15 protein-coding genes and 1 pseudogene are annotated in these 13,317 nt (G+C 38.8%); 1 reads left to right on the forward strand and 15 read right to left on the reverse strand.

The genetic code is table 11. The features are described from left to right. Positions 1-62: 62 nt before the first annotated feature. The 15 genes and pseudogenes from spoIVA to sleB form a co-directional block, all read right to left on the reverse strand. Positions 63-1,541 (reverse strand): stage IV sporulation protein A, encoded by a 1,479-nt coding sequence (spoIVA, locus tag M3206_RS11050; RefSeq protein WP_251312580.1) that lies wholly within the window; start codon positions 1,539-1,541, stop codon positions 63-65. A 260-nt stretch (positions 1,542-1,801) separates the two neighbouring features. Further along, positions 1,802-2,512, reverse strand: coding sequence for a hypothetical protein (locus M3206_RS11055; RefSeq protein ID WP_251312581.1), 711 nt, complete (start codon positions 2,510-2,512; stop codon positions 1,802-1,804). A gap of 13 nt (positions 2,513-2,525) precedes the next feature. After that, positions 2,526-2,726, reverse strand: coding sequence for a DUF2768 domain-containing protein (locus M3206_RS11060; protein WP_251312582.1), 201 nt, complete (start codon positions 2,724-2,726; stop codon positions 2,526-2,528). 237 nt (positions 2,727-2,963) lie between these two features. Continuing rightward, positions 2,964-3,224 carry a stage VI sporulation protein F gene (locus M3206_RS11065; RefSeq protein ID WP_251312583.1) on the reverse strand — a complete coding sequence of 87 codons (261 nt, stop codon included), beginning with the start codon at positions 3,222-3,224 and terminating at the stop codon, positions 2,964-2,966. A 111-nt stretch (positions 3,225-3,335) separates the two neighbouring features. Continuing rightward, positions 3,336-4,361 carry an NAD(P)H-dependent glycerol-3-phosphate dehydrogenase gene (locus M3206_RS11070; protein ID WP_251312584.1) on the reverse strand — a complete coding sequence of 342 codons (1,026 nt, stop codon included), beginning with the start codon at positions 4,359-4,361 and terminating at the stop codon, positions 3,336-3,338. 129 nt (positions 4,362-4,490) lie between these two features. Then, a pseudogene (locus M3206_RS19080) lies at positions 4,491-4,651 on the reverse strand (glycerol-3-phosphate acyltransferase); the annotation flags it as partial. Positions 4,652-4,665: 14 nt separating this feature from the next. After that, positions 4,666-5,979, reverse strand: a complete 1,314-nt coding sequence (gene der, locus M3206_RS11080) for a ribosome biogenesis GTPase Der (protein ID WP_251312585.1) — start codon at positions 5,977-5,979, stop codon at positions 4,666-4,668. A gap of 128 nt (positions 5,980-6,107) precedes the next feature. Continuing rightward, positions 6,108-6,710, reverse strand: coding sequence for a YphA family membrane protein (locus M3206_RS11085; protein WP_251312586.1), 603 nt, complete (start codon positions 6,708-6,710; stop codon positions 6,108-6,110). A 129-nt stretch (positions 6,711-6,839) separates the two neighbouring features. Next, positions 6,840-7,979, reverse strand: coding sequence for a 30S ribosomal protein S1 (rpsA, locus tag M3206_RS11090; RefSeq protein ID WP_251312587.1), 1,140 nt, complete (start codon positions 7,977-7,979; stop codon positions 6,840-6,842). An 81-nt stretch (positions 7,980-8,060) separates the two neighbouring features. Then, positions 8,061-8,639, reverse strand: a complete 579-nt coding sequence (locus M3206_RS11095; protein ID WP_251312588.1) for a lysophospholipid acyltransferase family protein — start codon at positions 8,637-8,639, stop codon at positions 8,061-8,063. A 1-nt stretch (position 8,640) separates the two neighbouring features. Further along, complete coding sequence (gene cmk, locus M3206_RS11100) at positions 8,641-9,315, reverse strand: (d)CMP kinase (protein WP_251312589.1); 675 nt, start codon at positions 9,313-9,315, stop codon at positions 8,641-8,643. Positions 9,316-9,444: 129 nt separating this feature from the next. Then, the gene (locus M3206_RS11105) at positions 9,445-9,621 is read right to left on the reverse strand and encodes a DUF5359 family protein (protein ID WP_251312590.1); all 177 of its coding nucleotides are present in this window, start codon (positions 9,619-9,621) and stop codon (positions 9,445-9,447) included. Between the two features lie 46 nt (positions 9,622-9,667). Further along, entirely contained in the window at positions 9,668-10,336 is a 669-nt protein-coding gene (locus M3206_RS11110) for a flagellar brake protein (protein WP_251312591.1), read from the reverse strand. 110 nt (positions 10,337-10,446) lie between these two features. Beyond that, positions 10,447-11,796 (reverse strand): germination protein YpeB, encoded by a 1,350-nt coding sequence (gene ypeB / locus M3206_RS11115; RefSeq protein WP_251312592.1) that lies wholly within the window; start codon positions 11,794-11,796, stop codon positions 10,447-10,449. A 19-nt stretch (positions 11,797-11,815) separates the two neighbouring features. Next, positions 11,816-12,718, reverse strand: a complete 903-nt coding sequence (sleB, locus tag M3206_RS11120) for a spore cortex-lytic enzyme (RefSeq protein WP_251312593.1) — start codon at positions 12,716-12,718, stop codon at positions 11,816-11,818. Between the two features lie 170 nt (positions 12,719-12,888). Between sleB and M3206_RS11125 the strand changes: the two genes are divergently transcribed. Next, positions 12,889-13,122 carry a hypothetical protein gene (locus M3206_RS11125; RefSeq protein ID WP_251312594.1) on the forward strand — a complete coding sequence of 78 codons (234 nt, stop codon included), beginning with the start codon at positions 12,889-12,891 and terminating at the stop codon, positions 13,120-13,122. Positions 13,123-13,317 lie beyond the last annotated feature (195 nt).

Consider the following 13,317-nt stretch of genomic DNA (forward strand, 5'->3'; position numbering starts at 1 on the left):
ATCGAGGGTGATGAATTGTTGTTTTCCATAAAAAAAGACTCCTGGTTATAGGAGTCTCAACGTTATAAAATAATGGCAATTAAACCACCTGATCCCTCATTAATAATACGTTCAAGTGTTTCTTTTAATTTATATCTTGCGTTCTCCGGCATTAATGAAATCTTACCTTGTATACCCTCTCTTACGATTGAGTTTAAGGAGCGTCCAAAGATATCAGAGTTCCAGATAGATAATGGATCTTCTTCAAAATCCTGCATCAAGTATCTTAGCATTTCTTCACTTTGTTTTTCTGTTCCGATAATCGGAGCAAATTCGGATTCTACATCTACTTTAATCATGTGAATCGAAGGTGCGATCGCCTTAAGTCTAACCCCGAATCTAGAGCCCTGTCTAATAATTTCCGGCTCATCCAAGCTCATATCTGTGATAGCAGGTGCGGCAATACCATATCCTGTTTGCTTCACCATTCTGAGTGCATCCGCCACTTGGTCATACTCTGATTTCGCATAGGCAAATTCCTGCATCAGTTGAAGGAGGTGATCTTTTCCTCGAATTTCAACCCCAACAACCTCTTTTAAGATCTGATCATACAAGTAATCTGGTGCAAAAAGGTCGATTTCAGCGATTCCTTGCCCCATCTCTATCCCAGCAAGCCTTGCATCATCAATAAAGTCATAGTTTGAGAAGAAGCCTACTACTTTATCAACATCCCGCAAGCGCTTAATATCTTGAACGGTTTCTCTTACAGCTTCTTCATAGCTTTCACGCAGCCAATGATTTTCTCTGAGCACCATGACCCAGCTTGGAAGGTTTACATTTACTTCTAGTACTGGGAACTCGTATAAAGCTTCGCGCAGTACATTATTGATATCATGTTCTGTCATACCCTCAACACTCATTGCAAGGACAGGTATATCATATTTCTCGCAAAGTTCATTACGAAGCTGCTGTGTATCCGGATGATGCGGTTGAGTTGAGTTAATCAGCATAATGAACGGTTTTCCTACTTCTTTTAACTCAGCAACAACACGTTCTTCTGATTCAACATAGTCATATCTCGGAATTTCTCCAATTGAACCATCCGTTGTTACAACAACACCCAGTGTAGAATGTTCTTGTATAACTTTTCGTGTTCCGATCTCAGCCGCTTCATGAAACGGAATCGGCTCGTCGTACCAAGGTGTATGAATCATTCTAGGTCCATTTTCATCCTCATACCCTTTTGCACTCGGAACAGCATATCCTACACTGTCTACAAGACGGATATTTACATCAAGACCTTCCCCCACATTAATTTTTACCGCATTGTTTGGAACAAATTTGGGTTCAGTGGTCATAATGGTGCGTCCAGCTGCACTTTGCGGCAGTTCATCCTGAGCCCGCTGACGTTCTGCTTCATTTTCAATATTAGGCAGAACGACTAGCTCCATAAATTTCTTAATGAATGTAGACTTACCAGTTCTTACTGCTCCTACTACTCCTAAGTAGATATCTCCGCCCGTCCTTTCGGCGATATCTTTAAAAATATCGATTTTTTCCATTCGTTTCCCTCCCGATCCAAATAAAGTTCCGGATGCTAGTCTTGGACAATACATCGTATGATTTTGTCCTATCGATTATGACAAAGGACAGAAATTTTTATTGGAACCTTTTTTCTCTGTTGTATAGTTCCATTAAACGGGAGGGCGCACTAAAGTGCCTGCTTCCGATGAAACTATAAAGCTTGTATCGTTATAAAGATTTCCAAAAAAAATCTCTCCGCCTTTTCTATGAATGTATTAGAAAAAGGGAGAGTTCATGCCTATTTTATTAAAAAAATAGGTTGTTTGTTTTCAATTTTATATGGAACGGAATGAACAGGAACAAAAAAGGAATGTTCTGCTAACAGATGGCGTATATCCTCATGCTTGTTTATGTCACCTTTATAGTTTTCGATCGCAGATTTTAAGTCCTTTCTATAATCTATAAAAATTTCCGCATCCCCATTTACCATCAAAGGCAATTTCTTCCCGGTGAAGGGGCTTTTAACGTATGGATCCTTTTTAAACCCTAATTTTTTGTAATCGAGTGTGTACCTACCTTGTTCCTCAATTTTCTTAAACGGCGGATAACGGTGTTTATCCATATAGATATTCAGAGCAACTTGTACATCTTGGATTTTGTCTGTTAATACAAGATCCGCCAATTTCACGGTTGGGTCAGTTTCAACATCTATTAAGACGTACTGATAGGTCCCACCTTTTTCGTATGAATTACCTGGTGGTTCCTGCATATATTTTGGAACGAGTTTATTAAAATCAATCAAATATTTTTGATAGATATCAGTGTCTGCTTCCTTTGTTTTAATAGGTAAAACACCTGTATCTTTCTGAAAGTTATCAACAGCTGTCTGTACGGCCGTGACCTGATCCTGGTAAGGTATGCTGTTTTGCAGCTTGCGTTCTTCAGGGTAAAGACAGCCTGAGAGAGTAAAAAGGATCAACAGTAAAGGAATTAGCCATTTCTTTTGCATTCAATTCCCTCCTCTACCCTTGTACAGGTCCGCTTAATACGACGATTACGATTAGAATGCCAGCCACGATCATACAGACCCAAGCAAAAAATGATACAACTGCCTTTATAACGCCAGATAGTTTTGAACGGCTGAACATGATTGAAAAAACTGCAATAAACATTAGACCGATGGCTGATAGTGCCACCCACATTTTTAATAAGCCTTCACTCATATGTATCCTCCTTATCCACAGCGTACATTATAGCATAATTTGTTCTATTTCCTGAATACATTTCGTATTAAGATCAATGTGGACGTTATCTGTGTGTTATCTATGTTAGGCGTTACTCAAAGTATACAAAAAAACACCCGGCTTCTGGCCGGGTATTCGACTAAATACTCCCTTATTTCTTGTTCAATACTTTTTAACAGTTGCAGAACAATCGGTTCACTGCGTTATTCTGTACGTTTATTTTCCATCGAACATTTTAGATAGAGTTGCCAGGTCAAGAGGGATGTTATTATTCAAAACAGCCTGAACGATCTGGTCTTCTTTCTGCTTCGTGACGGCCACCCCAGCCATTGCAGATACTTGGGAGATCAGCATTCGAATCGTGCGCTCATCACGTAAATTAGAACCACTTACAGATTGGGCTAATTTGAAAATATCGTCCTTTTTAACACTCGTTTTCTTCTCAATTTTATCAAAAAATTGTTGTTCACGTTCCACCTGAAGTCCTCCTCCCACTTCCTTTTCATCCCTATCGTATGCAGCATTACAAGAAGGGTGAAAAGAAAGAAGGCGATTGCCTAAATTTTTTTAGACATTCGCCTATCCGGATTAGCTCTTTAAGGATGAGACATCTTCAACTTCATGTGTACGAGATCGCTGCATCAATTCATCGACAGCTTGCTTTGCTCCTTTATTGTTGAATAGCACTTCGTACAATACCTGTGTGATCGGCATTTCGACTTTCTCTCTTTTACTTAATTCGTAAGCAGCTTGTGTTGTTCGAACTCCTTCAACGACCATCCCCATCTTATCGAGAACATCGTCAAGAGCCATTCCTTTTCCAAGCATATTACCTGCACGCCAGTTTCTACTATGGACACTCGTACACGTTACGATCAGATCACCGATTCCAGTTAGACCTGAAAAAGTAAGTGGGTTAGCTCCCATATGAGTACCAAGACGAGCAATTTCCGCGAGTCCTCTTGTGATCAAAGCGGCTTTGGCATTATCTCCGTATCCTAATCCATCAGATAGACCCGCTCCTAAAGCGATGATATTCTTTAAGGCACCGCCAAGTTCTACACCAACGACATCAGGATTCGTATAGACACGGAAACTTTGGTTAATGAATAAGTCTTGTACTTTTTCTGCCGCTTCTACTTTTTCAGAAGATACGGTAACGGTTGTTGGCTGCCTTAAAGAAACTTCCTCCGCATGGCTTGGTCCTGAAAGCACAACGACTGCCTCTAATCGTTCTGAAGGGAGCTCTTCTTCAATAATCTCTGAAATTCTTTTATATGTACCAGGTTCAATACCCTTACTCGCATGAACGATTGTGACTTTGCGTGTTAATAAATTTTTTAACTGTCCTAATACATCCCTCATCGCCTTTGTAGGGGTAACGAGGACGATGATATCTGCACCTTCTATACATTCCTCAAGCTTCACTGTAGCGATAATATTCTTTGGAAGGTCAATGCCAGGCAAGTATTTCTCGTTGCGGTGTTCTTCATTGATCTCGGTTACTTGTTCTTCTCTTCGTCCCCATAAGCGGACATTGTGACCGTTGTCAGCCAAGACGATAGCAAGCGCTGTCCCCCAGCTTCCGGCACCTAATACAGCAACGTTTTCCATACATGTCACACTCCAAACAATTAAATTTTGCGATCAATTCCTATGAACAGCCTATGTATATTTTCCCTATGTTTCCATGCTGAAACAACGGATATCCATCCACTCGTTATTGAGACGGAATTGGGAAGATACAGCAATGACAGGTCCTGTCCCAAGCACTCTTAAAGTGTTGGCAGCACCTGCATTGCCGCTTCCATGATTCCTAATATCTATTCTTTATCAGCTTTCGTAAATGAATAACTGAACCTTTTTGAACCAGAACAATAGGAAGTAAGATGAGTATGGTTCACATCAAACGATTCCCTTAATCGTTTTTCTTTCTTGCAAATATTTTAATAGGTGTTCCGACGAATCCGAATGTTTCGCGTATTCTGTTCTCTAGAAATCTTCTATAAGAGAAGTGGAAAAGCTCAGGATCATTAACGAAAATAACGAATGTAGGCGGTTTAGAAGCTACTTGGGTCGCATAGTTAATCTTTAAACGTTTTCCGTTATCCATCGGAGCAGGGTTCATGGCTACCGCATCCATGATTACCTCATTCAAGATATTTGTTTGAACGCGTAATGAATGATTTTCGGCAACTTGATTAATCACCGGGAACAGATGATGAAGTCTTTGTTTCGTTTTTGCCGATACAAAAACGATCGGTGCATAAGATAAGTATAAGAAATGATCACGAATCTTCTGCTCAAACTTTTGCATCGTCTTATCATCTTTTTCAATCGCATCCCATTTATTCACGACGATCACGACCGCTTTTCCTGCTTCATGAGCAAAACCAGCGACTTTTTTATCCTGTTCGATGATGCCTTCTTCTGCATCAATAACCATCAAGACGACATCTGAACGTTCAATCGCTTTCATCGCTCTCATGACACTGTATTTCTCAGTAGTTTCATATACTTTTCCGCGCTTTCGCATTCCAGCTGTATCAATAATGACGTACTTTTGGTCATCCTTCTCAAAACTGGAATCAATAGCATCACGAGTAGTACCCGCTATGTTGCTTACAATAACACGCTCTTTTCCAAGAATCGCATTCACTAAAGAAGATTTACCAACATTCGGTCGGCCAATTAATGAGAAATAGATGGTATCGTCATCTTTTTCTTCCTCTACTCGTTCAGGAAAATGACTGACCACTCGATCCAGTAGATCTCCTAGTCCAATCCCATGAGTACCTGATACTCCGATAGGTTCACCCATACCTAGGCTATAGAATTCATATAATAATTCTTTTCTTTCTGGGTTATCAATTTTGTTCACACCTAAGACAACGGGTTTGTTTGAACGGAAAAGCATTTTTGCTACTTCTTCATCTGCTGCTGTAATACCACTCATTCCATCTACCAAAAATAAAATAACATCTGCTTCTTCGATAGCCAGTTCTGCCTGTTCTTTCATCTGGCTCATGAATGGCGCATCACTGATTTCAATTCCGCCTGTATCGATTAAGTTAAATTCTGTGTTCAGCCATTCAGCTGAGCTATAGATGCGGTCACGCGTTACGCCAGGCATATCTTCTACGATAGATATGCGGTCTCCCGCAATTCTGTTAAATATAGTAGATTTCCCTACATTAGGTCTTCCTACTATGGCTAAAACTGGTTTAGTCATGTTGACACTTCCCTTTTTTCCTGATCATATCAATCATTTCTTTATAAATTCTTCATGTTTTATAATTAGACATCCATTTATTTTAGCAAATTCTTGACGAATTGGACAACTTAATCCATATAATTTCATCAAAACGGTTTTGCCGGATTCACTTTTTTATAAGAGACACGTTTTAATTTTTTGAACACATCTATCAATAGTACCATACAAAATTGAATCATTGTAGATGAAGCGAGCAAATCTAATACAGACATTGATCCTATTTCTAGGTTTCCGGTAAGCCTAAAAATCATTAACTGATATAATAAGTCTCCAATAAAAAGACCTATTAAAAGAAGATAGAAATAGTCTTTGTTTCTTTTTGTGATAAGAAAAGTTACCGCTGCAAGAGTTAAAATAAGCAAATATTTTTTATCGATAAACAGTTTAGCAGGGTCATAAAGGGCGAAAATCTGTAGAAACACATAGCTTACAGCTATTATAAAACTTACCGTTAAATAATAGAGGAGCTCACTTGTGTTTCGTATTACATGAACGATTCCGATGAGAAACAAGAAGGCGATAGCTGCATTCACCGTTCCTAATGAAAAAGAAATGTTATAATCAGCCAGGATGATACCTGTCAGTAATATAAAAGCTATAACATTCCTTGATTGTTTTTTTTGAAATAAGAATGTCGCTAAAACCCATCCCATCCACATGAACCAATAAAAAAGTATGCCATCATTCATGAATTTCACCTCGGTAGCATTATGCCACTTTCCGCATCCCCTTAATCGTTATGTCATAAAGTACACTTGACTTGTCGTGATCTAAACACAAAAAAGCTCCCAATAGTTATCGGGAGCTTTTGAATCGTATTATTTATACTCTTTTAACTGATCGCCAATCATCTCGGCCAGTGAAAATCCTTTTTCTTCTTTTGGAAGGTTTTGCTTAAGATTTTCTTTGTCTTTTTCATCTTGAACGGCTTTCATGCTTAAGCTCATTCTCTTTTCTTTGCTGTTTACGTCAAGGACTTTAACTGAAACTTTTTGTCCTTCTTTCACTACTTCACTTGGGTTGCCAATATGACGGTTTGCCATCTCGGAAATGTGCACTAGCCCTTCAATCCCAGGTGCAACTTCAACAAATGCACCAAATGCAACGATTCGTTTCACAGTACCTTCAATAATACTTCCTGGTGTAATGGAGGAACTAGCTTCCTCCCATGGACCTGGCTGTGTTTCTTTAATAGAAAGGGAAATTCTGTCATTATCACGGTCTACCGAAAGCACTTTAACCTTTACTGTCTCACCTTCACTTAACACATCAGCTGGGTTATCCACACGATTATGAGAAAGCTGTGAAACGTGAACTAATCCATCTACACCACCAATATCAACAAAGGCTCCAAAATCTGTTAGACGCTGAACCTTGCCTTCGATGATTTCTCCTGGAGAAAGACGATCTAGGATTTCTTGTTTTCTTCCTGCTTCTTCCTCTTCCGTTACGGCACGGTGGGATAATATAACGCGTCCTTTTTCACTATCAAGCTCCACAATTTTAACTGTAAGCTTTTTACCTTTATAATCTGAGAAATCTTCCACAAAATGTGCTTCAACCATTGATGCAGGAATAAATGCACGTACGCCTAGATCAACAACGAGTCCGCCTTTTACTACATCGTGAACTGTAACTTCAAACGTTTCTTTTGAGTCGAATTTTTCTTGAAGTTCTGCCCAGGATTTTTCACTGTCTACTGCTTTTTTTGATACAAGCAGCTTGTCCTCTGTATGAGAAAGCACTTTTACAGTAATTTGATCTCCTTCATTTAACACATCACTAACCTTTTCTATAAAAAGGCTTGAAACCTCATTAATCGGCAAAAATGCGTCTTGTTTAGCGTTGATATCCACTAATGCGTGTTTATCTTCAACTTTCAAAACTGTACCTTTAACGATTTCGCCCGCTTCTGCTTGGGCAGTATTTGTTAAACTTGTGCTCATTTCCTCTGTCATGTTCGTGGCCTCCTCAAAAAATTAAAAAATAATTTATTGAACTTTCACTTTGAAAGAACATTAACATTGTAAAGAACAAACTTATTCATGATCTTTTTTCAATTGTGCTATATTTTCCATTATAAGCGCTGTAGCTTCTTTAGCGGAAGCTTTTTGCTCGCGTAAATGTGTGAAGTCGATCGGCTTACCGAAGACAACTTTCAAATTTCCTTTTTTATATGGTCCGACAATTGCACAAGGAACAATATGAGCTTCGGATTTTAGTGCAAAGAATCCTGCACCCGCTAAACCTTCACCGATCTCGCCTGTTTTGCTTCTGGTTCCTTCTGGGAAAAGGCCAACTACCTTTCCTTCTTTCAAAAGGTTCATACCTGTTTTTAAAGCGGTCTTATCGCTCATTCCCCTTTTTACAGGAAACGCATTAATTTTAGGAAGGATGTTCTTTAATACGGGTATCGAAAAGAGTTCGGCTTTTGCCATGAAATGAACATCCCTTGGTGAAGCAACGCCCACAAGTGGAGGATCATAATTGTGAATATGATTCGAACACAGCAACACCCCTCCAGTAGCAGGCATGTTTTCTGCACCAATGATTTCAGGTTTAAAAGAAGTCTTAAAATATGTACCGCAAAGCCATTTACCAAAAGAATAAAGCTTCATATTAACGTGCCCTTTCTTCTGCAAAATTAAGAATGCTTGAAACTACTTCTTCGATCGTCATACTTGTTGTATCTAGTTCAATAGCATCTTCTGCTTTTCTTAATGGAGCAGCTTCTCTTTCGCTATCCCTTTTATCACGAAGCGCAATTTCGTTTTTTAACTGTTCAAAATCAGCTGGATACCCTTTTGCGAGATTTTCCTCATATCTTCTGCGTGCACGTTCTTCTACTGAGGCGATCAAGAAGATTTTCAGTTCTGCATTTGGCATCACATGTGTACCGATATCACGGCCATCCATGACGACTCCACCTGATTCAGCAAGCTGCTGTTGTCTTTTTACCATTTCCAAGCGTACTTCTTTCTGGCGGGCAACAAATGATACATTATTGGTTACTTCTGCAGATCTGATAGCACCTGTTACATCTTTTCCATCAAGAAATACAGCTTGACCTTCTTCTGTCTTCACCAACTCGATCTTTGTTTTCTGAAGAACGGACTCAAGAGCCATCCCATCGTTTAAATCAGCCCCTAAAGAAAGAGCTTTATAAGTTAATGCCCTGTACATGGCACCAGTGTCAATATAAATAAAAGAAAGGCGCTCAGCTACTTGCTTTGCTACCGTGCTTTTCCCCGCACCCGCAGGACCATCAATAGCAATCGATAATAATTTTTTCATGTTTCCTCCTACCCATACCTATGACAATAAATACATAGCAATAAAAGCAGGTGAACTTCCCCCTGCTTTTTCTGCACATAATCTTAAAATAACAGATTAATTCTTTAATTATCTTATCACAAACTCTGCCTAGCGGTCTATCGTTTCCAAAGCTGGTTTCTTTTCACCTTTTACGACTCCTTCATACTGAATGTTTTGATTCGTGTACATTTTAAAAGAAGGAATCTCTAAACAAACTTGCGCAATCAATAATAATATAAAATGAACAATAGCAAGCTGAATGAGTAACTTTTCGAATCTTTTCATCGTAGTCACCTTCTTTTTGGGAGTATTTTCCCCCAATAAGAGAGAACTATTCTAAATGGCCGGATTCCCTTTTCTTCATTAAAAGCTGCTGTTCAAAACAGAACCTGATGATATGCTGTCTGGATTTCGGATCTATCGATATAAACTGGAGTGGCGCCTTTTGTCTATCCTTTGCATGGCCATCTAAGATCCTCAAAACCTTACATGTTAGATCCAAATAAAGTTTCTCACCCGATTGCATAGGAAGAACCGTTAAACATTCCAGTATGTCCCCTTGTAACACACTGTGTTTTAAGGGGAGTGATAAAAGCATTCCTCCTGCACTTAGGTCTAATACTACTGAATTAAAGGAAGGATAACCATCATTCCTCTTTCTCACTGCTGTATCTAAAAGTGTTTCAACCCGAATATATTCCCTTCGCTGAAGTTTTTGGATTTCATCCTCTTTTGGTAAAGCCATTATTAATACGGGGATTTTATCCATTTTCCTGCCCAGCAGCTCGGTACGAAAAGTAAAAACATTCTTTTCCTTATCTACAAATGACGCTTTGAATTGCGTTCCATCAAAAAAATATTCTGTCCGATTCGTTGTTTCATTACTTGGATAGTCAATTAAAATCTTATCATCGTTCACGTCATAAATTTTGCATCGATATGTACCCTTTTTATTTGAAAATAAAGGCTCTAAATACAACGGTTCTCCTACAACAATCATTAATTCTTCCCCCATACTGCGTTCTCATCCCTTCCTTATTATGACAGTTAATAAAAAAAAGAAAAAGCAAAATTTCAAAAAGTGAAATTTTGCTTTAAGGCTTTTATAGCTTAGATCTCGTCATAAGAAGGCTCTGCTTCCTTCAACTTTTTAACTTGTTCTTCACTTCCATCCTCTGCGTTAATGAACACTTGATAAGTCTCATTTCCAAGTACGCCGAGGAATTCATAGCAAAATACTTCTTCGTTTATATCATTTCTAATTAAGGCTTTACTTACTTCTTTTACTTCAAATTTCGGATTCAAGTGCGTTCTTGCTTCTTTTTCAGAGATTTTGAATTCTCCAATACGTCGGTCCTTGTGAGCTAGAAGGAAATCAGTCCCTTCATAACCCATGATGTCTCCATTATCCAAGGCAACCTTTACAGTAACCACTTCTGGATAGATACGGACATCATCTTCTAGTCTTGCATAGGTAAAGACTGCAATATTGTCATACTGATCACTCGAAACCATTTCCATCTTGCTCTCCATATGTTTTTTGAGGAAATCTTCTGCCTGGAACATGGCATCATTCAATGATATTTTAGTCTTTCCTACTTTTCGGTCATAGAGTACATATAGTGGATAACCGCCTTTTTGTGTAATATCCATATAGGTTGTACCTTTAGTCTCCGGATTATAGAGCGTAAGAGAGTAAGCGTCGTATTTTGCATCTTTTCCTGATTTTTCTACCGTTATCTTTACATTTTTTTTAAGGTCGAAGAAGTCGATTGCAATCTTTTTAGCTTCTTTCTTCGTAATCTTCTTTCCTTTTAACTGGCTTAGATCACGTTTTTTCATTCTTTCCATGTTCGTGACTTCAGGGCCGAAGTTTACATCCGAATAGCCTTCAACGTTTTTATCAACCGTTTTAAAACCATCGATAATCGTGTTGTCTTCTTGCGTCTTATTTGTTGCAAGCGCCATCTCTACATCCATCCAGCGCAGATTGTTCTTTTGAGCCAAAGATTCTGTTTTACGTAATTCATTCTGTATTTCTTTCGCGTTTGCATACAAGTCTTTTAATGACTTATATTCTGTATCTGTTAATGGTTTTTTCTCCAGGTCCCGTACAGCTACCCGATAACTGAATTCTCCCATTTTCGATAAGAATTCTTCTGTTTTATTAAAGGGAAGAAGTGCTAACGGAAGCTGCCCAACATCATTATGAGCTTCAGATGTTAATCTCCAAACTTGAGCTAATGCAGGGGAAAGTTGGTTTCTGGAGTTCATTGCCAGCGTTTCACCTATCTTGTCATGAAGTGCATCGACATGAAAGTTCAAATCATGAAAAGCCCTCTGATAGTTATTCTCAGCTTGAAGAAGAACAGCATTTTTGTCTTGGTGCTCTGTATAGCCCCAATATCCTGTCCCTGCGACAGCAACGAACAACAAAACAATAAGGATTGTGCGTATCATTTATATATTCACCCCTTTTTTAGTTACAAAAAATGTGCTTTCCGATTTTTTTAATTTGAGGACGTCCCCAAATCCAGCTTGATGTAGCTGTATCAGGATTAAAGTAATAAATCGCTTCACCTGTTGGATCCCATCCATTTAGAGCATCCATTACTGCTTTTTTGGCCTGTTTATTAGGTGTTAAGTATATTTGCCCATCAGCGACTGCTGTAAAAGCACCAGGTTCAAATATTACACCTGAAACTGTATTTGGAAATGCTGAATTTTCTACACGGTTTATGATTACAGCTGCTACAGCTACCTGTCCAATGTAAGGTTCACCTCGAGCTTCACCATAAACGGCATTCGACATTAGATTAATATCGTTTTGCGAATACCCATCTGGAATATTCTTAGCCGGTTTTACTTGAGCTGGTTTAACTGCTGCTTTTTCACCTCCAGCTTTTCCCTTGCCTTGAGCTGTACCTTTTGGAGCGCCTTTTTGAGCACCTTTAACTCCGCCTTTGGCCACTCCGCTTTTCGCACCACCCTGTTTACTCTTAGGAACTCCGCCATAATATGAAAATTTCTTTCCTTTATCAATCTGTTTATTTACCCAGGCTTTATCATACTTTGAAGCTTTCACAAGTTTTTGTTTTGTTTTTGTTCCAGCTAAGCCGTCGATTTTCATTCCAAATTCATATTGGAAGTTTCGTAATGCCCAGTATGTTCTCCATCCAAAAACCCCATCAATGTTTCCTGTATAAAAACCTAAATATTGAAGGCGGGATTGAAGTTCAACAACGTCTTCTCCCGTTGCTCCTTTTTGTATGACTTGGTTAGAAAATGCATGTGCATTGTTTTCACCAAATCCAGCGAATAACCCCAGACAAAGGGCTACTGCAATAAAAGCACCCTTTATGTAAGCTGAATTTCTTTTCATGAGAAAGTTAGCCTCCTGTTAATGTAATCTCCATTTCTTGTTATACATGTATCATTTGTAATCCGGTTTTTTTTATTCAAAGTCTTCTTGCTGTGAGAGTAAAAGGTTATTTTCATTTAAAATCCCGTTTGGCTCATAATGTGCAGGTTTTGACTCATAGAAGGGCTCTAATGACTCATAGAAGTCGGTTCGGCTCACAGAAACTTCTTTTAACTCATATACCTTTCATGAAGACTCATAGAGCAGCCGGTTCGACTCATAGACCCGATGTAACGACTCATAGAACATCTTACAGGCAATTTCATCATAAACAAAACGGCTGGCGCTTTAGACGTGGTGTCAGCCAAGCTTCATTATTGGTAAGAATACCGACCGCTTTAGATAGAAAAGGTACATTTCCTTGATAAAACTGGTTCAGTAGGATTCCATCGACCGAGATTACCCACATAAAAAAAGACCGGTTAAATACCGGTCTCAGCTTGTAGACAAAGTCATGTCTACAAGCTTTTTTTATTGTACAATTAAAGTAGATAATGTTTGAGGGGAGAAATATACATGTTATCTAAGCATACTACTGAAGGACGTCACCAAGTAACTCT

The organism is Fictibacillus phosphorivorans (assembly GCF_023715845.1).
GTDB classification, from domain to species: domain Bacteria; phylum Bacillota; class Bacilli; order Bacillales; family Fictibacillaceae; genus Fictibacillus; species Fictibacillus phosphorivorans_D.